Below are 24,499 nucleotides of genomic sequence, written 5' to 3'. Positions count from 1 at the left end.
TAACATCAAGATCCCGCTATTCTCTATGGTAGGGGTGATTCGTGTTCACGCTCCACGCGCGGTACAAACTTTCGGCGACTACAACCCTAACTAAGGGATGAGGTAAGGTTAATGCCGATAGGCACCAACTTTGGTTTGCCGCTTCTTTGCAAGCTGGCGCTAATCCTTCAGGTCCGCCGATCAGTAAACTGACGTCGCGACCATCGAGTTGCCATTTAGTCAACGCGGTTGCAAGCTCGGGGGTCGTCCAGTTTTTTCCGGGGAGATCTAAGCTAACAATATGATTGCCTTTGGGAATGGCCGCCAACATTTGTTCGCCTTCTTTTTGAAGGATCCGGACAATGTCGGCATTTTTCCCCCGCTTTCCAGCGGGTATTTCGATAAGCTCCAGCGCCATATCACGGGGAAAACGGCGCTGGTATTCTTCGAAACCACGGGTAACCCAATCGGGCATCCGTGTTCCTACTGCGATGAGCTGTAACTTCATCAGTCTTGCTTTTCTGACCAGAGCTTTTCAAGCTGGTAGAAATCACGGGTTTGATCTTGCATAACGTGCAGGATCACATCGCCCATGTCCACAAGAACCCATTCGCTGCTTTCGCGGCCTTCAACACCTAAAGGTGGAATACCGGCTTGCTTCGCTTCAACCACAAGGTTTTCAGCGATAGCTTTAACGTGAGTCTTTGATGTACCTGAACATATGACCATGTAGTCAGTGATGTTAGATTGCTTGCTGACATCCAGAACAACAACGTCTCTGGCTTTTAAGTCGTCGATCTTGTCGACAACAAACTGTTTTAATTCCGCGCTCTGCACGCTGGCGTACCTCATTAATTTTAAATAGCGCGGTAGTATACCAGTGTTGCTTGCCGGAATACATTGCCATTGGCAGTTGAGTGGGCGATATCTGCTTACGTTTCGAGCTAAGGTAAGTAAAGTCGTTGATTTTGGATGTAATCTAGCGTGACGGGCATGAGTAAATCGGCGGGGATTTCGCCTTTTGCCAGTTGCTCACGAATGTGCGTCGAGGAAATATCCTGTGGCGTAATTGTCACAGGGAAAATCTGCCCACCATTTCTATGGGCGGGGTTAGCAGCATGCTCTGCGAGTGCTTGGGCTTGACTGCGGGCCGTTAATATTTGCTGCATAGGATGCTCGGCATCGAGCTGCCAGCCCGGACGCTGGCAGACAACGAGGTGGGCAAAGTCGAACAAGCGTTGCCACTCATGCCAGCTTTGTAATTGGATGAAAGAGTCCATCCCCATGATAAAAAACAGTTCGTCTTTAGGATGTAAGGCTTTCAGTTGCTCAAGGGTGATAACTGTGTAGGAAGGCGTGTCGCGCTTTGCCTCGATATCGCACAGCTCAAAGCCATCAAGCTGCGAGCAGACATCGGCAACCATCTTGAGGCGCTGCGCTGTGGTTAAGTTAGGCTGCTGTTTATGGGGCGGAATATGGTTCGGCATCAGCAGGATTTTATCCAAGGCTAATGCGTGTTTCACTTCCATCGCCGGACGGATATGACCATAGTGTATCGGGTCGAAAGTGCCGCCTAAAATACCAATGCGCATATCAACTCTTTGGTTAACTTATGATTAGTCTATGGCTATATGTGCCAGATGCCGATGGGCTCTAGGATCAAATAACAGACACAGGTGGCTCAGCCCAGTCCAATCCTCTTTACCCTGCTGCTTTAAATTGAGCTCAAGCTTCGAAGCGAGGGCGAGCATATGTTCGAGTTGTTCAAGGCTAAGTCGTTGCAGCGCCGCTTGATACAGTGGCTTACGCTTATCCCAAATACGATGCTTACCCCAGAGTGCACTCAGCGCAACGCCTTGGGCTTGCTCGGATTTTAAATTGAATAACAAGCCGAGCTCTTTAAACAAGGCCCACAGCAGGATAGGTAAGGCTGTGCCTTCGCCATTGAGCTGGGCCAGCATGTGCTGCGCGCTGTCCTGTTTATTATTCAGTAAAGCATCCGTGAGTTGAAATACAGTGAAGCGCGACTGATCTTCAAAATAGTGGCTCAGTTCATCGGCACTGACGGGATTTGTTGGACTCAGGAGTTGCAGCAACTGCATGGCTTGATCGGCAGCCAGTAAATTGCCTTCATAAAGCGAATGCAACATAGCGCGGGCATCCGGCTGCAGATTGAGCTTAAAGTGCTTGATGCGGCCATCAAGCCAGCGCATAAACTGATCGCCCTCTGGCGTGGCGCAGGGCAGATACATGCCATGGGCATCTAAGGTCTTAAACCATTTGCTGTTGGTTTGCTCGTTGGCGAGCTTTGGCCCTTCGATAATCAACAGCATATCGGGATTGGGCGTCTGCAATAAGGCTTGCAGTGTGCTTGAGCCTTCGGCACCGGGCTTAGATTGTGGAAGGGTTAACTCAATCAGACGCTTACTGGAAAACAGGCTCATGGCCTGCCATTCCTGAGTCAAGTCGTTCCAATTAAAGCCCGTCTCTTGAATGAGTTGGACTTTTTCATCGAAACCCTGACGCTTGGCGAATTGGCGGATCTGATCTTTGGTGGTTTCAATCAACCAAGGATCATCACCAAAAATCAGATAACAAGGAAATAATTGGTTAAGGTGGCGGGAGAGTTGATCGGGATAGACTCTCATTTAGTTGATTATCCGCATTTAGTAGATTATCCGCATTTAATTGATGACCCGCATTAATTCACCTCAGTACTGGCCATCGCTTGCAGAATACGATCCGCAGCTTGGATACGCATTTCCTTCGTCAGCAATTCCATTTCACGACTCTTTGCCAATGCGGTACGGGGATCGTCTAAGTAGTCGCGGCGAATTTCAACCTTGAAAGGTTGCGCTTCTTTGCCCGGCAATGCCACAGCAAATTCGACTAAATAAATCAGCTCATACTCGGCGACGTTACCTGTGGGGTATAAAGATAAGGTCGAGCGTTCTAGGGAGTCGGTGATTAACCTTAATACTGGAACGTCATCGGCGGCGTCGACAACTTGGATATTATTCAAGCGCAGGCGTTCACGTACTAAACGGGTGAGTTCGCTGTATTCATCCGCGCTGCTCAAACTCAAATGATTGAGGACATCGGGGATTTGATAACTGCGTTGAAGCTTAAAACCGCAACCGGCGCTAGTCATAATCACTAGTGCCATGATTGCGAAGCATATGCGTTTGATTAGCATAGATTTCGCGGTTTCCTATTCGTGGTATACCCTGCGGACTTGAAGTTGCAGCTATGCTGCAACTTCAATAGCTTTGAGTATAGCGAGTTATTAGCAGCCGTTAGTTAGCCACTATGCTAAGCAGTTTGCCCGGCACATAGATCACTTTACGCACCGTCAGGCCGTCTAGGTATTTGATCACGTGCTCATCACTCATACCTAATGCTTCTACTGATTCTTTATCAGCATCGGCGGCCACTGTGATTTTTGCGCGAACTTTACCGTTAACTTGCACAACGATGAGCTTGCTGTCTTCAACGAGCGCCGCTTCATCAACGTCTGGCCATTGGCTGTCTTCGATGTTGCTTGCATTGCCTAACTCGTTCCACAGGTTAAAGCTCACATGCGGAATGATAGGGTACAGCAAACGCACTATGGCCGATAAGGCTTCGCCGATAATGGCTCTGTCTTGACCTGTGGTTTGTGGCGCTTTTTGCAGATGGTTCATCAGTTCCATCACGGCGGCAACCGCAGTGTTGAACATCTGACGGCGGCCGATATCGTCGGTCACTTTAGCAATCGTCTTGTGGACTTCACGGCGCAGCGCTTTTTGGTCGCTTGTTAACGTGCTGACATCTAAGGCTTCGCTGTTAGCTTGGTTCACATGCTCGTTTGCCAATTTCCACAGACGTTTAATGAAGCGGTGTGCGCCTTCAACGCCAGACTCTTGCCATTCCAGAGTTAATTCTGGTGGTGAGGCGAACATCATAAATAGGCGAACGGTATCGGCGCCGTATTTTTCAACCATGACTTGAGGATCGATACCGTTGTTTTTCGACTTAGACATCTTGCTCATGCCGGTATAAACCAGCTCGTTGCCGTCTTTGTCGATAGCCTTAGTAATGCGGCCCTTGTCGTCTTTTTCTGTGGTCGCTACATCTAAAGGAGAAACCCAAACACGAGCGCCTTTTTCGTTGATGTAGTAGAAGGCATCAGCCAGCACCATGCCTTGGGTCAGCAGTTGTTTGGCTGGCTCGTTAGAGTTAACCAGACCTGCATCACGCAGTAACTTATGGAAGAAGCGGAAATATAACAAATGCATACACGCGTGTTCGATACCGCCAATGTATTGATCCACAGGTAGCCAGTAGTTGGCTTTAGCTGGATCTAACATTTCGTCTGCATGCGGGCTGCAGTAACGGGCGTAATACCAAGACGATTCCATAAAGGTATCGAAGGTATCGGTTTCGCGCAGCGCATCTTGACCGTTGACTTGGGTTTTCGCCCATTCTTTATCGGCCTTGATTGGGCTTTGAATCCCGTCCATCACCACATCTTCTGGCAGTAATACTGGCAGTTGATCTGCTGGCGTTGGGATCACAGTGCCGTCGGCTAAGGTCACCATAGGGATTGGTGCGCCCCAGTAACGCTGACGTGAAACACCCCAATCGCGCAGGCGATAGTTGACTTGGCGCTTGCCTTTACCTTCGGCGACTAACTTGTTGGCGATGGCATTAAAGCCCGCTTCAAAGTCTAAACCGTCAAACTCTCCTGAGTTAAACAGTACGCCTTTTTCGGTATAAGCGGCTTCGCTGATATCAACGTCGCCATCAACTGGCTTGATCACAGCTTCAATCGCCAGACCGTATTTTTTCGCAAATTCGAAGTCACGTTGATCGTGGCCTGGAACTGACATCACAGCGCCGGTACCATAGTTCATCAACACAAAGTTAGCTGCCCAAATTGGGACTTGCTTACCAGTGATAGGATGAATGGCGAAAAGCCCTGTAGCGACACCGCGTTTTTCCATAGTCGCGAGTTCGGCTTCTGATGTTGTGCTGTTTTTGCACTCATCGATAAAGGCGGCAAGTTCAGGATTGGTGTGCGCGGCGATTTCAGCCAATGGATGACCTGCGGCAATCGCCACATAAGTCACGCCCATTAAGGTATCTGGACGCGTGGTATAGATATCGAAGCTTTTATCGTGGCCTGCGACACCGAAGGTCATTTCTATGCCTTCGCTGCGACCAATCCAGTTGCGCTGCATGGTCTTAACCTGTTCAGGCCAGCCATCTAAGGTATCGATATCGTTTAACAATTCTTCTGCATAGGCAGTGATCTTAATAAACCACTGTGGAATTTCTTTTTGTTCCACAGGGGTATCACAGCGCCAGCAGCAACCGTCTTGAACTTGCTCGTTCGCCAGTACGGTTTCATCGTTTGGACACCAGTTGACTGAAGCTGTCTTTTTATAGACTAGGCCTTTCTCGTACAACTTAGTGAAGAACCATTGTTCCCAGCGATAATATTCAGGGGTACAAGTGGCAATTTCACGGCTCCAATCGTAACCAAAACCCAGCAATTTCAGCTGGTTCTTCATGTATTCTATGTTTTCATAGGTCCATGGCGCAGGCGCTGTCTTGTTGTTAATCGCGGCATTTTCTGCGGGCAGGCCAAATGAGTCCCAACCGATAGGCTGGAGCACGTTTTTGCCTTGAAGACGTTGAAAGCGTGCAACTACGTCACCTATGGTATAGTTGCGTACGTGTCCCATGTGGAGTCTGCCAGAAGGGTACGGAAACATCGAAAGGCAATAAAACTTTTCTTTGTTTGCGTCTTCAGTGACTTCGAAGGTTTTGTTGTCATGCCAGTGCTTTTGCACTAAGGCTTCAATTTCTGAGGGATTATATTGCTCTTGCATCACTCTATTTCCGGCAGTGCCGCCTATTATTTGATCTAACGCCATATCAGCGCGAGTAAGATCTGCATAGAATAAACTAGAAGCGATGCATTAAAAAGGTTCGTATGAAGGAGTATTGATTATGAATGATAGAAGTAACGTGTTACTAGGACTGTATCAAGCCTTAATTACCGAAGTTAAATCTCAATTTTCAGAAGATAACACGCTGACTGCAAAGAATTTATTTAAATCTGTCACTCAAGGAAAGGAGTTTTTACGCCTTAAACAACAGGCAGGAGAAGATGAACTCGCTTTAGTCGAACAATTCCTAAAGCGTGATATAGCGAGTTTTCTGCGTGAACAAAATGCAGATAGTCTGAGTCATAGCCCCACAGTGATTACTTTGGAGAATACACTTTGGCATTGGCTGAGTGAAATCACCGACCGCAGCCAAGTTGAATGGCATGAGCTAGCGCAAGATTTTAAGCATCATGGGTACTATCAAAGTGGTGACATAGTGAATCAGGGCATCATGGTATGCACTAACTGTGGCAATGAAATGAGTATTGAATTTCCGGGGCCTATACCCGACTGCCCAGAGTGTGATCACGAAGAATTTACCCGCGAGCCGCTAACGCCTTAGTCGCGTTTACGATCTTATTTCGTTAAAACGACGCATCTGCGTCGTTTTTTTTTGATCAATTAAACCGAAATCACCGCTATCTTAGTTAATCAGACAATATCAGCTGTTCGTACGACAGTAACTGAGGATTTGGCCACCGAAAGGCGCCAATAAGAATTCAGTGTGAATGGGTTTATGTTGTGTGTGTTCGTAACCTAAGGTGACCATACGTTTACTGAATTTGGCATGATTACCACGACCGGGATCAACCAAGACCACATCGCAAACCGGTTTAGCATGCTGCTCAATAAATTGTGACAACAGATCGGCATGTTCTTGTTCGTACAAGAGATCGCTACCAATGATCAGATCAAATAAGCCTAAATTAGTTTCTGCATCTGCCCAGCCAGTGCGCACAAACGGGATCGCCCGACCATGATTTAAATCGACATTTTGCTTAAGGAAATTCCCTGATTCTGGGTGATAGTCGGTTGCTGTGATATCGGCGTGCCTATGGTTAAGCACTAGACTCGCGAGCCCAATACCGCAGCCCACCTCAAGAATCCGCTTATTGTCAATCTTGTAGTCTGCCATGTGGTGCGACAGCACTTGGCTCGATGGCCAGATTATGCCAAATAATGGCCAAGTTGCGGATGAAATACCGAGCTTTTCAGCTTCGCCATCGATGTCTTCAAATTCCTGATTGTCTCTTAGGGTTCTGACATGAATATCGAGATCGCCAAACTCGTGGGTTTGGTAGCGCACGCGAAGCAGTGCCATAGAGTTGCCTTGATGTGTACCTTGGTTAAGGAACGAGGTAATGGTACCAATCTATTGGCTATGCAGACACAGTAACAGCAACAGTAACTATGATTGGTATAAGGCCACGTCTAATCGTTCACCTTAACGTGGAACGCGCAATCAGCCTAATCTATTCGCAGACAATTGCGGGATAACACAGGTTAACTGAGTGTCAGCCTAACAACCTTGGGCGTTGATATCATATAGCGGCGGGGTGTTGGCATCGCTGGCTTGGGTGTAGCGGAAATAGCATTGATCGTCATCTACTAAGGTATTGTTGTTAAGATCGTAACCTATGTAAGTGATATCAACGCCTTGATATTGAATGATGAGCTTATCATCTGAGGTTATCCAGTTTTCCACATCGGTATTATCGAGGTAACCCCATTTCAATCTGGTATCGGGCGTGCCATCACCATTGAGGTCGATATCAATAATATCGTCGCGGCCTGCAACGGCTTGGCTTCGCAGGCTGGGCATTTGTGTTTTTGAGTAGGCCAGTGTGTTGGCGGTTTTTACGCTGGCCTGTAATTGGCTCAGGGTTTGTACCCGAGCCTCTTTACTCAAACCGATAAATTTAGGCGCGGCAATCACTGCCAAGCTCCCAAGTACAATAATCACCACGACCAGTTCAATCAAGGTAAAGCCAGCCGCATCTTGTTTATTGATTGGGTAATGCATGGTCTCGATCCTATTGCGCTTTTACACGTCGGCCAAAGCCGAGTAATACCAGTAAACCACAGAGCAGTAGCAGGGGTGTTTGACCTAATTTTGCGAACCAAGTTTGGCCTGTGACCAAGGGAATAGTTGCGCTTAGCACGCCTGTTTCAAACTGGGGTAAGGATGCGGTGATATTGCCATGTTCATCGACTACCGCTGTCACCCCATTGTTGGTTGCCCGCAATAAAGGGCGCCCCAATTCAACTGCGCGCATTTGGGCGATTTCCATATGTTGTAATGGGCCGTTTGAACTACCAAACCAAGCATCGTTAGAGACAGTTAACAGTATATCTGTCCCTTGATTAACGCTGTCGCGTAATTGCTCTGGGAAGGCAATTTCATAACAAATCGCGGGCGCGATTTTATGGCCTAGGGCACTTAGATTTGGCTGTTGATATTCGCCTCTGGCAAAGGAGGACATAGGCAAATTAAAGAAAGGCGCAATCGGGCGCAGCAGCGCTTCAAAGGGCACAAACTCGCCAATCGGCAACAGATGATGTTTCTTAAATTGATTGCTGCCATCGCCCTCATAGTCAGGGCCAGTTTGTTGTTTCTGATTATGATTACCAAGCACAATCAATGAATTATAAAACTCATTATTTTGATGGCTAATAATGCCAGTGATGATTGAGGTATGGTTTAGATTGGCGACTTTATTGGCGTTATCTAAAAAGTCCTGCACCATAGATTCTGGCGCCGGAATAGCCGCTTCTGGCCAAATAATGATATCGGCATCAAAATGTTCGCGTGATAAATCCATGTATTTTAATAGAGTTGGCCACAGGGCGTCGGGTTCCCACTTCATACTTTGGGGAATATTGCCTTGCACCAGTGCCACTTTAACATTTTCACCCGTAGGATGAATGTCGGAAACCTTAGGTGCAGCCCAAACAGCCAGAATACTGAGTGGCAATAAAAGCAGTAAACTCTTATAACGCTTAGTAAAACAAAGGGCTAATGCACCAGCGAGCATGGCCAGCACAAAGCTTAACCCGAGTGCGCCTATGATACTGGCAAGGGGTTTAAGCGGCCCTTGGGTTTGCGAGTAACCGGCCCATAACCAGGGGAAACCTGTCATCACCCAGCCACGAGCCCATTCGGTCAAGGTCCACAGGGCGGGGAACAGGGCGAGATTACGCCAAAGGCTAAACGTGGTTTCGCCATTTTTACTGCGCGTTTTAGTTAACCAAGCCAGCGCTAAACCTGTTAGTGCCGGATATAAAGCTAAGTACAAAGCCAACAAGGCCATCAAGCCAACAGAGGCGATGAGCGGCATACCACCAAAGGTATCCATACTCACATGTACCCAGCTGATCCCTACGGCAAAACAGCCAAATCCAAAGCTTAACCAATAGTAAAAGCTTGCCTTAGCGCCAAGCGCTCGGCTATGCCAGAGGGCAATCGCCATGGCAAACGGATAGATTATCCAAATGGAATAGGGCGCAAATGAAAGCGCCGTACTGGCGCCAAGGGCAAATGCCAGTACGAGTCTCAAAGCACTAGGTCTGGACTTTTGTTGGGCAAAAGCCCGGATTTGTTTTAGCACGAGTGATTATTCTACGTCTTCGCCAGTATTAGGATCGGGGAGTTTAACTCTGAGTTGGATTAAACGCCTTGTGTCAGCATTGATCACTTTAAATTCAATGCCTTCAATGATGATGCTCTCGTTGCGTTCTGGCAGATGGCCAAAGGCGTGTGAGACTAAGCCACCGACGGTATCAAACTCTTCATCGCTGAATTCAGTATTGAATTCTTCGTTGAAATCTTCGATTGGCGTCAAGGCCTTAACCATATAAACCGTGTTGCCGACTTTGCGGATCTCGGTTTCTTCCGTGCTATCGTGGTCGAATTCGTCTTCAATCTCACCGACAATTTCTTCCAAAATATCTTCGATAGTCACTAGACCTGACACGCCGCCGTATTCATCGACCACAATCGCCATATGGTAGCGCTGTGAGCGGAATTCTTTTAGCAATACATCGACGCGTTTGCTTTCGGGTACAACCACAGCAGGACGGATCACGCGATCCAGTGAGAAGGGCTCATCACTGTTGGAGAAACCGTAAGGGATCAAATCTTTAGCAAGCAAAATGCCTTCGATATGGTCTTTATCTTCGTTAACGACGGGGAAGCGCGAGTGACCTGAACCAATCACAGTGGCGAGTAATTCTTCGACCGAGTTGTCTATCTGGAGGGCGACAATTTGAGCTCTTGGGATCATGATATCCCGAACACGCATATCAGAAACGTCTAATACACCTTTTATCATCTCGCGGGTGTCTTGAGTGATCAGATCGCGCTGTTCTGCACCATCAATCACATCGACTAAATCTTCGCGATTTTGAGGTTCGCCCTGAAATAGCTGACTTACTCTATCAAACCAACCTTTCTTGTGGGCGTTCGTACTCGGGGGGATATCGTCACTCATAGTTTTCTCATTAGCTTTTGATAGGGATTATCTTAGCTAACTATTGTTCCTTATATGGGTCAGTAAAGCCTAAGCCTTCAATGAGTTGGGTCTCTAACGACTCCATCTCTTCAGCTTCTTCATCTTCGATGTGATCATACCCTAGCAGATGCAAGCAACCATGTACAACCATGTGTGCCCAGTGCGCTTCTAAGGTTTTTTGTTGCTCACGGGCTTCATTTTCAACGACTGCCGCGCAAATGACAAGATCTCCTAGTAAAGGAAGTTCAATTTCTGGCGGTGCCTCAAAGGGAAATGACAACACATTGGTCGGTTTGTCTTTGCCGCGGTAGGTGCTATTGAGCATCTGACTCTCGCGGCTGTCGACGATACGTATGGTTAATTCAGCTTTATCCATGCTATTGCCAATCGCGGTTGTGACCCAAAGGGCGAATTGCTCGTCCGTTGGCAACCCATCGCAGGCGGTGGCATGTTGAATATCTAAGGCTAAATCAAGACTCATGTGCTGCGGCTTCCTGTTGTTTCTGGTATTGGCTTTCTTTCTTGGCCTTTAAGGTTTGCTCTTTTAAATCAAAGGCCTCATAGGCTTCGACGATACGAGCAACCACAGGATGGCGCACGACGTCTTGGGAGACGAAAAAGTTAAAGCTGATTTCTTCTACTTGGCTTAACACTTCAATCGCGTGGCGTAGGCCGGACTTTTGATGTTTAGGCAAGTCGGTTTGGGTGATGTCGCCTGTGATCACCGCGCGGGAATTAAAGCCGATACGGGTAAGGAACATCTTCATTTGCTCGATTGTGGTGTTTTGGCTTTCATCGAGAATAATAAAGGCATCGTTCAAGGTACGACCGCGCATATAGGCAAGCGGTGCCACTTCGATGACGTTTTTCTCAATTAAGCGTTCCACTTTTTCAAAGCCGAGCATTTCGAATAGTGCGTCATAAAGTGGACGTAAATAAGGATCGACCTTTTGACTCAAATCACCGGGTAAGAAACCAAGTTTTTCACCCGCTTCTACCGCTGGGCGAGTCAGCAAAATTCGGCGTACTTCTTGGCGTTCTAACGCATCTACTGCCGCTGCTACCGCAAGGTAGGTTTTGCCGGTTCCCGCAGGGCCGATACCAAAGGTAATGTCGTGGCGAACAATATTGGCCACATATAAGCTCTGGTTTGGATTGCGTGGCTTAATGACGCCGCGGCGGGTTTTGATATTAATGCTGCTATCGTCGCTCGCGTCTTCTTGCTCTAGGGCGATGGCTTCTTGAATGGCGATATGGACTTGTTCAGGCTCAAGATCGGGCGTGCTGCCTTTGACCGTTTGGGTCTCGATGTAGAGTTCTTTGAGTAAGTTGTTGGCGCTTAAACAATTGCGTGGCAGTCCGGTTATCTGAAAATGATTGTTCTTACGGACGATTTCAACGCCAACGCGACGTTCTATCTGCTTGATATTGTCATCGAATGGACCGCACAGTGAAGCCAGACGGCGTGTTTCTGCGGGTTCGAGATACAGATTCATGGTAGTTAATTTACTGGACAAATAGCACTCCCAATAGCGAATAAGAAAGCAAGGTACGAGGTTGGTTAACCATCGCAAGATAATTTTAGTTTACGAGCCATGGCCGATAATTGCTAACGGAAAATAGCAATTGCCTCGGTAGACTTAAACAAAAGTGCGTGAAAGCAAAAGGGCGACTAAGTCGCCCTTTTCTATATAGGTACTGTTTAAGCCGATTTAAAGCTTATGGCTTAAATTGAGTCACACCCAGTTCATCATCTTGCTTGCGCTTGGCCAGAATTTCAGCCGGACGCAGGCTACGACGTAGATCCATTTCATCTTCGCCGCGGATAAAGACACCGCGCAGTGAGTTAGTGTATACGTCGACGATTTCGACATCTACGAAAGTACCAATGTGTTTTGGCTGACCTTCGAAGTTCACCACTCGGTTGTTCTCAGTACGGCCGCGCAGTTCCATTGGATTTTTCACCGATGGACCTTCAACCAGAATACGTTGCACTGTGCCCATCATGTGGCGGCTGTAGCGCATGGCTTGCTGGGTGATGCGGTCTTGCAGAATCGCCAGACGTTGCTTTTTCTCTTCCATATCGACGTTATCGGGTAAATCCGCCGCTGGCGTGCCCGGACGTGCGCTATAGATAAAGCTGAAGCTGTGGTCGAAACCTATGTCTTCAATCAACTTCATGGTATCAGCAAAGTCTTCTTTGGTTTCGCCTGGGAAGCCAATGATAAAGTCTGAGCTGATTTGAATGCCTTCACGGGCTTTACGCAGGCGGCGGATGATTGACTTATATTCAATCGCCATGTGGCCACGTTTCATCGCCGTGAGAATACGGTCAGATCCCGATTGTACTGGCAAGTGTAAGAAGCTCACTAGCTCTGGGGTATCTTCGTAAACGTCGATAATATCTTGTGTAAATTCAATCGGGTGACTGGTCGTAAAGCGAATACGGTCAATACCGTCGATGGCTGCCACGAAACGCAGTAACTCAGCAAAGGTACAGATAGCGCCATCGTGAGTTGCGCCGCGATAGGCATTCACGTTTTGACCTAGCAGGTTCACTTCGCGCACACCTTGCTCCGCCAATTGGGCGATTTCAAGGATGATGTCGTCCGATGGACGGCTGACTTCTTCACCGCGAGTATAAGGTACCACACAGAACGAGCAGTACTTGCTGCAACCTTCCATGATAGATACAAACGCGGTTGGACCTTCGGCGCGGGGCTCTGGCAGACGGTCGAATTTTTCGATTTCAGGGAAGCTGATATCGATAACCGCTTTGTCACCACGGCGCACTTGCTCGATCATCTCGGGCAGACGGTGTAACGTTTGTGGGCCAAAAATAATGTCGACACATTGGGCTCTGTCTTTAATCGCTTTGCCTTCTTGTGAAGCAACGCAGCCGCCCACGCCAATAATCAAATTGGGATTTTTATCTTTAAGCGTCTTCCAGCGTCCTAGCTGATGGAACACTTTTTCCTGTGCTTTTTCACGAATTGAACAAGTATTCAGCAGGAGAATGTCTGCCTCAGACGCTTCTTCAGTCAAGGTATAACCTTGGTATTCGCCTAACAGATCAGCCATCTTGGATGAGTCATACTCATTCATTTGACAGCCCCAAGTCTTGATATGGAGTTTCTTACTCATCAGTTGTGTCGCCCTAAGATGACCAATAAAAATAGCGCGACATTTTACCTGCTGTTATGGCTGCTGACCAGCTTTGTCCACACTTTTACCGATTGGCTTTTGCTGAGGGCGATACCCATACAAATGCTAGGTTTTTATTACTGGCTTGTACTTGGGCGAGGTTAAGACGGTTAACATGCTGAGCTTTGGCCATTTCCATCAAGCTATTGTGTGCTTGAATGCCTATGTCTTCACGAATTTCGAGTCGAAATGCGCTCAACATTTCCGTGGTATGTTGATATAAGGCATAATCGAGCGGGACGCGATAGGTCACTGTGATGGTTTCAATCTTTGGGCTCGCGACTGAGTTAGTTGCTGAGCTAGCCGCGATGGCTTGGCCTAGCGGTGCAATGCCTAATATGAGTGCTGTGCCTAGCGTAAGTGCAGTGCCTAATCTAAGCGGAGTGCTCATTCTAAGAGTGCTGCTAATTGATAGGCGACTGGCTATGGGTAAAAGAGTCAGTGTTTTCATGACATCCTCGCTAATCTATACGGTGGATTCACTTGTTAACTCGTCCAATACGGCTTAGGGCTAGGTGCTAGTTAAGTGAGAGTGTTCAGCACGGATAACGCCAGCCAAATCACAAAATCGCGATTAAGTGATTTTGGCTATGATGCCCGTGCCACTTGAGTTTAGTCAGTGTTGAAACGGGTAAATCTTGTCTTTGTAAGCAACTGTGAGCAGACGGGGTGATAGCAACATTTGCTCACGTTTGAGTACTAAGAGACATACTTTTGATACAAAGTTCGTGGCTTTCTCCTGCATCAGGTTTGGTCAATGCTGTCTGGGTAAAATAGCTGGCGCATAGATAGTGTAAAGACGTCGCTTGGGCAGCAATAAACATGGCAATAAAGGTGGTAACTAAGGTGGTAAGTAAGATGAGCCAAATTGATGAAGCAAGTGCACAGATGACATCTGATACAACTCATTCTGACGTGACTGGTTCAGACGTCACTCGATTTGATGTCATTCTCGTCGGCGGCGGTATGGTCGGTGCGGCGACGGCAATTGGATTAGCCCAGCAGGGCTTGCAAGTGGCGGTGATTGAATCATTTGCGCCAGAGGCTTATCAAGCCGAACAGCCGTTAGATGTGCGAGTCTCGGCCATTAGTGTGGCCTCTGAAACGCTGCTTGAACGTCTTGGCGCCTTGGACTCACTGCTGAAAATGCGCAATGTGCCTTATCTTGGCTTAGAAACTTGGGAGCTTGATGGCTGCATCACCCAATTCCACAGCTCGCAAATTGGCGCTAGTCATTTAGGCCATATCGTTGAAAACCGTTTAATCCAACTTGCCCTGTGGCAACAAATGACGCAATTGGCGGGCATTACTTTATATTGCCCCGATAAAGTGGTGGCATTTGCCCGTGATAGTGATGGCGTCAGTGTGCACTTACAATCGAATAGTAAACTCAACGCTAAGTTATTGGTCGGTGCCGATGGTGCACACTCGCAGGTACGCCAATGGGCTGGGATTGGTATTTCAGGGTGGGATTATGCTCAATCGGCGATGCTGATCAATATCAACACCGCACAGGGCCAGCAAGATGTCACTTGGCAGCAGTTTACGCCAAAAGGACCGCGTTCCTTATTACCTCTGCCCGGCAACAATGCTTCGCTGGTGTGGTACGACGATGCCAATCGAATAAAACAGTTAATGCAGCTGAATAATAAACAGCTCGCAGAGCAGATACGTTTGCATTTCCCTGCGCGCCTAGATGCCGATTTTACCGTTGAGAATAAAGGCAGTTTTGGTCTGACTCGTCGCCATGCGCAGCGCTACTATAGTCAGAACGTGGTGATTTTAGGGGATGCCGCCCACACTATCAATCCGCTCGCCGGTCAAGGGGTGAACCTTGGGTTTAAGGATGTCGAAGCATTTTTGGCGGTCATCAAGGATGCATTAACCCAAGATAATACCTGGTGGTCGAATGAAGTGCTGGCCCAATATCAGCACAAACGTTATCGCGATAACCAGCTGATGATGACGGCGATGGATGTGTTTTACGCCGGTTTTAGCAACGATATCTTGCCGCTTAAGCTGCTGCGTAATGGCGCGTTAAAGTTGGCAAACATCGATTCTCCAATCAAAAAGACCGTTCTTAAATATGCAATGGGGCTTAATTAATCCTGAGTTGTTCTGCGTTCTGACTCAGTGCGATGACGTGGCATTTGTTGACTTGGGCTTTGAGTGCTAAAATGCCGCGTTTTTAGCAGCTATGGTCAGTTCAGTCGGCGCTTTGCGCGGCTGCCATCGACGAAATAACGATATTGAGTGTCATGAGCGAAATAAAATTAATAGTTGGTCTGGCTAACCCTGGTGCTGAATATGCGCACACTCGCCATAATGCGGGGGCTTGGTACGTATTAGAGTTGGCTCGAATTTGCGGCGTAACTTTAGTGGCCGACAGTAAGTATTTTGGTTTGACCGCCAGAGCCGTATTGCACGGAAAAGATGTCCGCTTATTGATCCCGACGACTTATATGAATTTAAGTGGTAAAGCCGTGGGTGCTTTGGCGAACTTTTTTCGTATCACACCGGAAGAGATTCTGGTCGCTCACGATGAACTCGATTTGCCGCCAGGCGTGGCTAAGTTCAAGCTCGGTGGGGGCCATGGCGGCCACAATGGTTTGAAAGATATTATTGCTAAACTGGCTAACGATAAAAATTTCTACCGTTTACGCTTAGGTATCGGTCATCCCGGTGATAAAAACCAAGTGAGTGGTTACGTACTGGGAAAAGCGCCAGCTAAAGAGCAAGAGCTTATCGATGCGGCGATAGATGAAGCCGTGCGTTCTACCGAGATTTTGTTTAAGCAAGACATGGTGAAAGCCATGAACAGATTACACTCCTTTAAAGCGGAGTAGGTTTTGCTTTGGCGAGACCCAAGTATAAAGTGATTTAATTATTCAGTAATGTGCTGCCATAGGGCAGGACGACTAAACCTCGCTGATGAGTGTGACTCGTTAGCCAATAATCGAGAGAAAGGTAAGCATATGGGTTTTAAATGCGGCATTGTTGGTCTTCCTAACGTTGGTAAATCAACGCTTTTTAATGCGTTAACTAAGGCTGGCATCGAAGCGGCTAACTTCCCGTTTTGTACCATTGAACCTAACACGGGTGTTGTACCTGTGCCGGATCCACGTCTGGATGCGTTAGCTGCGATTGTGAATCCACAACGTATATTACCGACCACTATGGAATTCGTGGATATCGCGGGTCTTGTGGCTGGTGCATCTAAAGGCGAAGGTTTAGGTAACAAGTTCCTTGCTAACATCCGTGAAACCGATGCCATTGGTCACGTAGTACGCTGTTTCGATGATGACAATATTGTTCACGTTGCTAACAAGGTTGATCCCGCTGGCGATATCGAAGTGATTAACACTGAATTAGCCTTAGCTGACTTAGACAGCTTAGAGCGCGCGGTTCAACGCCAGCAAAAACGTGCTAAAGGCGGTGATAAAGACGCTAAGTTTGAAGTGGAAGTATTAGAAAAAATGCGTCCAATTTTAGACGAAGCGAAAATGCTGCGTTCAATGGAATTATCTAAAGAAGAACTGGAAGCCGTTGCTTACCTTAACTTTTTAACCTTAAAGCCGACCATGTATATTGCTAACGTGGCGGAAGATGGTTTTGAGAATAACCCACACTTAGACGCTGTTCGCGCTATTGCTGCCACAGAAAACGCTATCGTTGTTGCTGTGTGCGCCGCGATTGAATCTGAATTAGCTGAAATGGACATCTCAGATCGCGATGAGTTTATGGCTGATCTGGGTATCGAAGAGCCTGGTTTAGATCGAGTTATCCGTGCTGGTTATCAATTACTGAATTTGCAAACCTATTTCACCGCAGGCGTGAAAGAAGTGCGTGCTTGGACTGTGCCAGTCGGTGCGAGTGCCCCGCAAGCGGCAGGCGTGATTCACACCGATTTTGAACGTGGTTTTATCCGTGCTCAAGTGATGGCATTTGATGACTTTATCGCTCACAAAGGTGAAGCGGGCGCGAAAGAAGCCGGTAAGTTACGTGTGGAAGGCAAAACCTATATCGTTAAAGATGGCGATGTGATGCATTTCTTGTTTAACGTATAACTAGGATTAGACAAGCCCTAAACCTTGATAAATTAAGCTAAGTACGAGTAACAGTGTGTTATTTAGCACATCTGTTGCTCAGTTTGGTGAAGTAATAGCCGAACAGCTTAACCTAAGGGAAATAGCGAAAAAAAGCTGTTGACCTCGATACCTCGAATAAGCATAATACGCCCCGTTCCTCGCTGAGAGGGGCGCGTAATATCGAAGTGGCAATGTAGCTCAGCTGGTTAGAGCACAGCACTCATAATGCTGGGGTCGCAGGTTCAAGTCCCGCCATTGCTACCATTTTATTTAAGAAGCATATTCTTATATAAAATAGACGGCGATTTTACTCTAGCATTGATTGCTAGCATCTCTTCAAGATGTAAACACGAAGCTGTGCGGGAATGGTGAAATTGGTAGACACGCCAGATTTAGGTTCTGGTGCCGCAAGGTGTGAGAGTTCAAGTCTCTCTTCCCGTACCATTTTTAGAAACATCGGCGATAGCGGATGTTTGAAACAGAGTTAGTTGGGGTATCGCCAAGTGGTAAGGCACCGGGTTTTGATCTCGGCATTCCAAGGTTCGAATCCTTGTACCCCAGCCATTTTTTCTCAGTTTCCAAGTTGATTGGGGTATCGCCAAGTGGTAAGGCACCGGGTTTTGATCTCGGCATTCCAAGGTTCGAATCCTTGTACCCCAGCCATGGCAATGTAGCTCAGCTGGTTAGAGCACAGCACTCATAATGCTGGGGTCGCAGGTTCAAGTCCCGCCATTGCTACCATATTTAACTCTGTTAAAGTGATTTATCAGAGAAAAATCCAAAGCTGTTGAACAAACAATTTTGGTACATTTTGATGCGGGAATGGTGAAATTGGTAGACACGCCAGATTTAGGTTCTGGTGCCGCGAGGTGTGAGAGTTCAAGTCTCTCTTCCCGTACCATCAAAATGCAATCTTCAGAAAGAAGATTAAACACAGTTTATTGGGGTATCGCCAAGTGGTAAGGCACCGGGTTTTGATCTCGGCATTCCAAGGTTCGAATCCTTGTACCCCAGCCAAAAGTTAAAAAGCCTGTCTTCGGACAGGCTTTTTGCTTTCAGGCTTTTCACTATATCCTTACTATTCGATTTCACTCTCTATCTGCTTTCGCATTATTCGCAGTTTGGTTTCTTTCGCTTTCTTCGTTTAGCATTTCCCTTTTCTATCAATGTCCTTGCTATAGCTGGTTTGAATTTCTGTCGTTTGTTTTTATCAAGCCGTTTATAGGTTGGGTAACTCAATAATGATGTATTGGATTTTAAGTCGTCAGCAAGCTGAATAAGCCTTATCTGTTTAGTTCTGGGATTCAGAGAGTGGAGTGAAGCTTAGAGTTAGCAAGCACAACTAATCTTTGAGTGAGCATAAGCGCCAACATAAAACCAGCGTAACGGCAGGCATAAGAAGCTGGGCTTGGATCAGAATGTCGAGCTGGGGAATTGGCACTTTATAAGACGACAGTGAATACCACAGTGCCAGTGGATTAGGCACTGTGGTGAGCTGTGTTATTGCTTTTTGACTTCTGGCACGACAGGCAGCGATTTTATTTCCGCTGGAACTGCTGGAACTGCTGGAACTGCTGGTGTGGTCACTTTTGCTGCCGCTTCAGTGAGCGTTGCTGGCAATACAGCATGCTCAGTGACAGCACTTTGAACCGCGTTAACTTCACCCGTGGCGACTGCTTTAATGGGATTAGGTAACTGTTGCTGCACTTGGTTCGCGCCCGCTTCTAAGGCTTTTTGTTGTAACTTCTGCGGATCGGTATAGTCGGCTAATTCCTTCGGCCAACTTGGGACCAGCTTTTGCGCTTGATTACTAAATTGCTCAGAAAACACTGAGGGCGCGCCGCCTTTCATTAGCATGACTGCCATTTGGTTGGTGTCAGAGTTCCAAACCAGACCGACTTTTTCTGCCATTTCAGGTACAGGAGTATAAGTTGACACTAAATAGATGAGTGGACCTTCCTGCTGGATCTTGTCGGCCGTTTTTAGCAGCGACAGGGTAGTATCGTAATTTTTACCCAGCAATTCCTGCATACGGTTTTTGATGAGTGGCTGTTCGAATAAGCCGACATCATTTGGATCTAAACCGACCAGGGGTTTGAGCAGGGCCCACATCAGTTGACCTTGGGGTGACATTAATAAGAGTGGAGCAACACAGGCGTTGAGCATTAACGCGAGCCACAGAATATGCAGGCAGCGCATTTTTTTGAGCAGAGATGTACTCAAGATAATATTTCCTTGGGAGTACCAGCAAGTCGCCGGCGGCGGATTGTAGCCGATTGGCATGAGGTAAACGAGTGGGGGCGTAAAGTAAATTTTATGCCAAAAAGTTAGCGTGAATGTTGGATTTTATCTATATGAATCTAATGAATATTTACAGATGATACCGTAAATAACTTGCTGCTAATTTAATCAAAGATAATGGCTTTTGAGTGTTAAATGCAGATTTGCCTGTAAGCGGTTTATTTTTTCAGTTTTATTCTTCAATCCTATATTTCAGCTTCTTTTTCAGTATTGAATATGTAAAGTTTGTAAACTTTGTTCTATTTGATAATCGATCTCATTTAATCTCGCACATTAAATTAGTTTAATGCAGCTCATTTCAGTTTTAGGCTGCATAGGGAAAGCCGATTCTGGAGGCATTTCTCTTCGGGTTGCTTTTGAGAGTGCACCATTGAAATTAAGAGTCAGTAAGTCGTCTTTGTCCTTTGCTCGAATTATTCATGTTTATGTGTCTATGGCGTTGTTGCTGCTGATGCTGTTTTTTGCGGTGACAGGCATAACGTTAAATCACCCCAATTGGTTTTCTCAAACAGATCAAGAACCTAAACGGGAGCAAGTGCCCATTCCTGCCTATTTATTACCCGTCGATACTCAAAATGCGCAGTGGCGTTTGGCAACGGGCCATTGGCTGAAAAGTGAATGGGCTATGGATATGGCCACTGCCGACATAGATGAAGACGAAATTAGCATAGTCAGCAAAGGGCCCGGAACTTACCGTAGCCTGACGTTGGACTTACTCGACGGCCAAGCCTATGTCGAAACCTTAGATTATGGTGTCGTAGCCGTAGTGAATGATTTGCATAAGGGCCGCAACACAGGCACTGCTTGGGCTTGGATACTCGACCTTAGCGCCGTACTGATTATTTTATTTTCGCTCACGGGGGCTTACTTATTATTGCCTCAAACTAAGCGCCTCAAAAAGTCATTGTTATACATGGTACTCGTCAGCGGTAGTTGCGGACTTGTGTATGTTTATTTCGTTCCCTAAGGAGTGTAGACCGAGTATGCGTCATCTTATTCGTACTGTTGCGGTGAGTGCTTTGTTTGTGAGTTCAGCTGCGTTTGCTGCGCCACAAATGACTGTCGATTTAACCTTGCCGGAAATTACCGAAGGCCAATATCACAGACCTTATGTGGCGGTATGGGTTGAGGATGCCCAAGGACAACCGGTAAAAACCTTAAGCCTTTGGGTTTGGGATGAAGGTCATAAATGGCTTAAAGACATCCGCCGTTGGTGGCGTAAAGCAGGTCGTGACGATATGAGTTTTGTTGATGGAATTGCATCTGCCACACGCCCTGCGGGTCATTACAAAATCGATTGGGATTTAAAAGATGAGGCGGGTAAAGCACTTGAGCCCGCTCGTTATACTGTGTTTATTGAAGTGGTGCGTGAGCATGGTGGTCGCGATCTCGTGCGACAAAATATCGATTTAACCACGGGGGACTTCTCTGTGCAGTTACCCGCCACTACTGAAACTGGCGTTATCGACATACGCTTAAGCGGCATGGCTCGCTGAGCCTTCAAATGAACATATTGCCCGTACATTACTCGTTAAACTTAAGGAAAAGGCATGAAATTACGTCTTATTGCATTACTTAGCACACTTTGTATTAGCCCGTTGGCAAGCAGCCACGACAGATGGATCTTACCTAGCCACTTTAACGTTTCGGCCGAAAGCCAAGAGGCCGTGTGGATCACTTCAGATGTGTCTGCCAGCAATCAAGTGTTTATGATGGATAAACCTTTCAGTGCCAGTGATGTACGTGTGTTATTGCCCAATGGTGAGTCAAGCTCTCCAAGCTCAAGTTATACCGGCGGCCGTAAGTCGGTATTTGACGTGCAATTGCTGCAAGATGGCACCTATAAGTTCGAGAAAGAAGTCACGCCGCGCTACTTCTCCCGCTATAAAGTAAAAGGCAAAGAAGGTTTTGTTCGTAGTCGTTTAGATAAAAATGCAACCGCCGCAGTCATGCCTAAAGGTGCTTCTGAATTAGAAGGTTCTTTAAATGTATCGCGAGTGGAAACCTACGTGACTCGAAATAAGCCGACAGATAAGGTTTTGGCTCCTAAGGGTGAGTATTTGGAATTAGTCCCTGTGACCCATCCTGCCGATATCGTTGAAAATGAACCCGCCACATTGCAGTTTGTTTATGATGGTAAACCCGTGGCAGGCGTCAGTGTTGCGATTATGAAAGACGGCAGTTTATACCGAAACAAGCCTGAAGAAATCGCCTTAACCTCAGATAAAGACGGTAAAGTAGCCATGACTTTGCCAGCGGCGGGACGTTATCTTTTACATGCATCGATTGAACGTCCAAACTCAGACACTTCCCTTGCCGATAAAACCGTTAGTGAGATTTTCCTTACGTTTGAAGCTGGGCTCGAATAGGATTCATTTTCCGCTTAAGTGACTAAACGTTATAGATGACTGAGTGTGATGAATGATTGAGTGTTATTAACGAGTTAGCCTTTATCGTTAAATGCCCACAGCCGCAACGTTGAGTGGGCATTTTTGTATTCAGCCTCCCTTTATCGATACGGCTTTTTATCAATGTCACCACAATGATCCTATCTGGCTCGCGGATTTAGATTTCATTGCTGGTAACTCCGCTTAAGGTTGGGTAAGCTGCGTCAATGCATTGTTCTTGATGCATCAAAGGCGCATAACGATTAGAATAGCGCAATTCCACCCTCATTTGACTGTGTTGACCTTAGCGTTGGCACGGGTTGCTTTTGTTTTAAAGGAGACGAAAGAAGTTATGACTAAGGTTCCTATGACAGTTGTCGGTGCAGAGCAGCTGCGTAAAGAGTTAGATATTCTCAAGTTTGACCGTCGCCCTAAGATCACTGAAGCCATTGCTTCAGCGAGAGAGTTAGGCGACCTGAAAGAAAACGCGGAATACCATGCGGCTCGTGAGGAACAAGGTATTTGTGAAGCACGTATCCGTGATATTGAGGGTAAGTTATCTAACGCGCAAATTATCGATGTCACTAAGATGGTGAACAACGGTCGTATCATTTTTGGCGCCACTGTAACTATTTTGAATCTCGATACTGACGTTGAAGTGACTTATCGCATAGTCGGCGATGATGAAGCGAATATTAAAGAAAACCTGATTTCTGTTAACTCACCGATAGCCCGTGGCTTAGTGGGTAAAAATGAAGGTGATGAAGTGTCGATTACCACGCCAGGTGGCATGACAGATTACGAAATCATCTCAGTACAGTATTTATAATCAGCGAATCGATTTAGCTATAGAGTCTGCTAAGTCGTGCCGAGAGTATGATTTGTGCTCGTTCTAAAACCGCCCTCGGGCGGTTTTTTGTTATCTGTAAATCCAGTTGGCATGCATGTTTAGAGATTGAGTTTTGCATGTGAATTTAAGATGTAGCTATGGATTTAAGATTTAGCTATGAATTTAAGATTTAGCTATGGATTGAGAACGCGCTTCAGGGTTGAACTCGAAAGATGGATAAAGATTAATTTGTCTCTTGCTGCACTTTTACTTAAGCTGCAACTCTAGAGCTTAATCAGAAAGTTTTATCAGAATTAACTCGGTATTGTGTAATTGATTTAGCACGAGTTTTATTTTAGACCCTAACGTTAAATAGCAAATGCTAAGCATGAATGGGGTTATTTTTCGTTTTAATAAGAGGGCACGCTTTGGTAAAACACTGGCGTACGGGATTGATGTTAGTTTGCGTGGCGATCATGCTGATTGCGCACTCGGCTAGCTATACGCCAAAAACCTCAGTACAACGCAGTAATACAAGTCATCATTATATTCAGACACATACAAATCTTAAGAAAGCGGCTCTAAAACAAACGGCCCAGATGCACACTGTAAGTCCTGATAGTTCAACTCCCGATGCAGAGCCAAGCGCTGAATCTCAAAGTTTGCCCGATGCTATTGCTCAATCGAATTCACATTCTGATGCTCAAACCGTTGAAAGCTGCGGCTCGTTGAGTAGCCATGATGTCCATGGTGCCAGCTCAGACTCAGCATCCCAGCCAACACCTTGTCCAAGCTCAGATTACGTGAGTCATTCGGACGACTTAAATTTTGCCCCAATCAATTCGCCGCGCTTTATTAGTCTTGCCCAACACGATGTGCGTGAGGTGAAGCCGGTCTATGTACTCGCAGTAGACTTTACTGCCGAACCGACACCCGATGTCGTTGAACCTACCGTTCTGGATATCACATCCGACTGGACGCTTTCAGCTGTATCTTCCCCAGCCCGAATTTCCGGGTGGAAAGTCTCAAATCTTCAATATCGATTTAGTCAGCAAGCCGCTTAACCCATCTATTTAGGTGTGCTATCGACTGGAGTTCGCTCCCGTTGAACGTGCATGCCATTGCACTTTTGTTCTCACCGAAACCATCTCTATCGCGGTTATATTCGCTGTGATGACTTGAGTTTAACTGGCTAAATTTGCTGGTGCTCAATGATAGGTTTCGGACTGATATCAATATGTTCGCTTAGCTTTGACTCAAAAGT

At 46.6% G+C, this 24,499-nt stretch carries 24 protein-coding genes and 7 tRNA genes; 16 read left to right on the top strand and 15 right to left on the bottom strand.

The genetic code is table 11. From position 1 onward, the window contains the following. Positions 1–16 precede the first annotated feature (16 nt). The 6 genes from rlmH to leuS form a co-directional block, all read right to left on the bottom strand. Positions 17–487 (bottom strand): 23S rRNA (pseudouridine(1915)-N(3))-methyltransferase RlmH, encoded by a 471-nt coding sequence (gene rlmH, locus Q4Q54_RS08820; protein WP_006082752.1) that lies wholly within the window; start codon positions 485–487, stop codon positions 17–19. After that, positions 487–816: a ribosome silencing factor gene (rsfS, locus tag Q4Q54_RS08815; RefSeq protein WP_106651371.1), complete on the bottom strand. Its 330-nt coding sequence runs from the start codon at positions 814–816 to the stop codon at positions 487–489. Before rsfS ends, rlmH begins: the two co-directional genes overlap by 1 nt. Positions 817–923: 107 nt before the next feature. Beyond that, positions 924–1,571 (bottom strand): nicotinate-nucleotide adenylyltransferase, encoded by a 648-nt coding sequence (gene nadD / locus Q4Q54_RS08810; protein ID WP_311988230.1) that lies wholly within the window; start codon positions 1,569–1,571, stop codon positions 924–926. A 24-nt stretch (positions 1,572–1,595) separates the two neighbouring features. Further along, entirely contained in the window at positions 1,596–2,627 is a 1,032-nt protein-coding gene (gene holA, locus Q4Q54_RS08805; RefSeq protein ID WP_311988229.1) for a DNA polymerase III subunit delta, read from the bottom strand. 53 nt (positions 2,628–2,680) lie between these two features. After that, positions 2,681–3,175, bottom strand: a complete 495-nt coding sequence (gene lptE, locus Q4Q54_RS08800; RefSeq protein WP_006086960.1) for an LPS assembly lipoprotein LptE — start codon at positions 3,173–3,175, stop codon at positions 2,681–2,683. Between the two features lie 100 nt (positions 3,176–3,275). Then, complete coding sequence (leuS, locus tag Q4Q54_RS08795) at positions 3,276–5,855, bottom strand: leucine--tRNA ligase (RefSeq protein ID WP_311988228.1); 2,580 nt, start codon at positions 5,853–5,855, stop codon at positions 3,276–3,278. Positions 5,856–5,976: 121 nt separating this feature from the next. Between leuS and Q4Q54_RS08790 the strand changes: the two genes are divergently transcribed. After that, complete coding sequence (locus Q4Q54_RS08790) at positions 5,977–6,477, top strand: zinc ribbon-containing protein (protein ID WP_311988227.1); 501 nt, start codon at positions 5,977–5,979, stop codon at positions 6,475–6,477. 99 nt (positions 6,478–6,576) lie between these two features. On the opposite strand, the gene Q4Q54_RS08785 is transcribed toward Q4Q54_RS08790, so the two are convergent. The 8 genes from Q4Q54_RS08785 to Q4Q54_RS08750 form a co-directional block, all read right to left on the bottom strand. Further along, positions 6,577–7,236, bottom strand: a complete 660-nt coding sequence (locus Q4Q54_RS08785) for a methyltransferase domain-containing protein (RefSeq protein WP_311988226.1) — start codon at positions 7,234–7,236, stop codon at positions 6,577–6,579. A gap of 198 nt (positions 7,237–7,434) precedes the next feature. Continuing rightward, positions 7,435–7,938 (bottom strand): prepilin-type N-terminal cleavage/methylation domain-containing protein, encoded by a 504-nt coding sequence (locus tag Q4Q54_RS08780; protein WP_311988225.1) that lies wholly within the window; start codon positions 7,936–7,938, stop codon positions 7,435–7,437. A gap of 10 nt (positions 7,939–7,948) precedes the next feature. Then, positions 7,949–9,523, bottom strand: coding sequence for an apolipoprotein N-acyltransferase (gene lnt / locus Q4Q54_RS08775; RefSeq protein ID WP_311988224.1), 1,575 nt, complete (start codon positions 9,521–9,523; stop codon positions 7,949–7,951). Positions 9,524–9,529: 6 nt separating this feature from the next. Next, the gene (gene corC / locus Q4Q54_RS08770) at positions 9,530–10,405 is read right to left on the bottom strand and encodes a CNNM family magnesium/cobalt transport protein CorC (RefSeq protein ID WP_006082742.1); all 876 of its coding nucleotides are present in this window, start codon (positions 10,403–10,405) and stop codon (positions 9,530–9,532) included. A 40-nt stretch (positions 10,406–10,445) separates the two neighbouring features. After that, entirely contained in the window at positions 10,446–10,907 is a 462-nt protein-coding gene (gene ybeY / locus Q4Q54_RS08765) for an rRNA maturation RNase YbeY (RefSeq protein ID WP_311988223.1), read from the bottom strand. After that, the gene (locus tag Q4Q54_RS08760) at positions 10,897–11,943 is read right to left on the bottom strand and encodes a PhoH family protein (RefSeq protein WP_006082740.1); all 1,047 of its coding nucleotides are present in this window, start codon (positions 11,941–11,943) and stop codon (positions 10,897–10,899) included. Before Q4Q54_RS08760 ends, ybeY begins: the two co-directional genes overlap by 11 nt. 202 nt (positions 11,944–12,145) lie before the next feature. After that, positions 12,146–13,570, bottom strand: coding sequence for a tRNA (N6-isopentenyl adenosine(37)-C2)-methylthiotransferase MiaB (gene miaB, locus Q4Q54_RS08755; protein ID WP_006082739.1), 1,425 nt, complete (start codon positions 13,568–13,570; stop codon positions 12,146–12,148). Positions 13,571–13,655: 85 nt separating this feature from the next. Further along, on the bottom strand, positions 13,656–14,081 hold the full coding sequence (locus Q4Q54_RS08750) for a hypothetical protein (RefSeq protein WP_311988222.1): 426 nt from the start codon (positions 14,079–14,081) through the stop codon (positions 13,656–13,658). A gap of 407 nt (positions 14,082–14,488) precedes the next feature. On the opposite strand from Q4Q54_RS08750, the gene Q4Q54_RS08745 reads away from it, so the two are divergent. The 10 genes from Q4Q54_RS08745 to Q4Q54_RS08700 all read left to right on the top strand — a co-directional run bounded on the left by Q4Q54_RS08745 (position 14,489) and on the right by Q4Q54_RS08700 (position 18,735). After that, on the top strand, positions 14,489–15,736 hold the full coding sequence (locus Q4Q54_RS08745; protein WP_311988221.1) for an FAD-dependent monooxygenase: 1,248 nt from the start codon (positions 14,489–14,491) through the stop codon (positions 15,734–15,736). Positions 15,737–15,888: 152 nt separating this feature from the next. Continuing rightward, positions 15,889–16,476, top strand: a complete 588-nt coding sequence (pth, locus tag Q4Q54_RS08740) for an aminoacyl-tRNA hydrolase (RefSeq protein ID WP_006082736.1) — start codon at positions 15,889–15,891, stop codon at positions 16,474–16,476. Positions 16,477–16,605: 129 nt separating this feature from the next. Beyond that, on the top strand, positions 16,606–17,697 hold the full coding sequence (gene ychF / locus Q4Q54_RS08735) for a redox-regulated ATPase YchF (RefSeq protein WP_106651360.1): 1,092 nt from the start codon (positions 16,606–16,608) through the stop codon (positions 17,695–17,697). Between the two features lie 208 nt (positions 17,698–17,905). Beyond that, positions 17,906–17,982 (top strand) — tRNA-Met (locus Q4Q54_RS08730). Between the two features lie 95 nt (positions 17,983–18,077). After that, positions 18,078–18,162 (top strand) — tRNA-Leu (locus tag Q4Q54_RS08725). A 45-nt stretch (positions 18,163–18,207) separates the two neighbouring features. Further along, positions 18,208–18,282: transfer RNA gene (locus Q4Q54_RS08720), tRNA-Gln, on the top strand. A 24-nt stretch (positions 18,283–18,306) separates the two neighbouring features. Then, a tRNA-Gln gene (locus Q4Q54_RS08715) sits at positions 18,307–18,381 on the top strand. 1 nt (position 18,382) lies between these two features. Continuing rightward, positions 18,383–18,459, top strand: a tRNA-Met gene (locus tag Q4Q54_RS08710). A 75-nt stretch (positions 18,460–18,534) separates the two neighbouring features. Continuing rightward, positions 18,535–18,619, top strand: a tRNA-Leu gene (locus Q4Q54_RS08705). A 41-nt stretch (positions 18,620–18,660) separates the two neighbouring features. Further along, positions 18,661–18,735: transfer RNA gene (locus tag Q4Q54_RS08700), tRNA-Gln, on the top strand. 483 nt (positions 18,736–19,218) lie between these two features. On the opposite strand, the gene Q4Q54_RS08695 is transcribed toward Q4Q54_RS08700, so the two are convergent. Further along, positions 19,219–19,917, bottom strand: a complete 699-nt coding sequence (locus Q4Q54_RS08695) for a hypothetical protein (protein WP_311988245.1) — start codon at positions 19,915–19,917, stop codon at positions 19,219–19,221. A 472-nt stretch (positions 19,918–20,389) separates the two neighbouring features. On the opposite strand from Q4Q54_RS08695, the gene Q4Q54_RS08690 reads away from it, so the two are divergent. The 5 genes from Q4Q54_RS08690 to Q4Q54_RS08670 all read left to right on the top strand — a co-directional run bounded on the left by Q4Q54_RS08690 (position 20,390) and on the right by Q4Q54_RS08670 (position 24,299). Further along, positions 20,390–20,986 (top strand): PepSY-associated TM helix domain-containing protein, encoded by a 597-nt coding sequence (locus Q4Q54_RS08690; RefSeq protein ID WP_311988220.1) that lies wholly within the window; start codon positions 20,390–20,392, stop codon positions 20,984–20,986. 16 nt (positions 20,987–21,002) lie between these two features. Then, positions 21,003–21,515, top strand: a complete 513-nt coding sequence (locus Q4Q54_RS08685; protein WP_311988218.1) for a DUF2271 domain-containing protein — start codon at positions 21,003–21,005, stop codon at positions 21,513–21,515. 54 nt (positions 21,516–21,569) lie between these two features. Beyond that, positions 21,570–22,388, top strand: coding sequence for a DUF4198 domain-containing protein (locus Q4Q54_RS08680; protein WP_063883390.1), 819 nt, complete (start codon positions 21,570–21,572; stop codon positions 22,386–22,388). Positions 22,389–22,758: 370 nt separating this feature from the next. Further along, on the top strand, positions 22,759–23,235 hold the full coding sequence (gene greA, locus Q4Q54_RS08675; protein WP_028761461.1) for a transcription elongation factor GreA: 477 nt from the start codon (positions 22,759–22,761) through the stop codon (positions 23,233–23,235). Positions 23,236–23,690: 455 nt separating this feature from the next. Further along, entirely contained in the window at positions 23,691–24,299 is a 609-nt protein-coding gene (locus Q4Q54_RS08670) for a hypothetical protein (protein ID WP_311988244.1), read from the top strand. The last annotated feature ends 200 nt before the right edge of the window (positions 24,300–24,499 follow it).

This window comes from Shewanella sp. SP2S2-4 (genome assembly GCF_031932025.1).
In the GTDB taxonomy this organism is placed as follows: Bacteria; Pseudomonadota; Gammaproteobacteria; order Enterobacterales; family Shewanellaceae; genus Shewanella; species Shewanella baltica.
The sequence above is the reverse complement of the archived record's forward strand: the minus strand, read 5'-3'. Positions and strand labels throughout refer to the sequence as shown.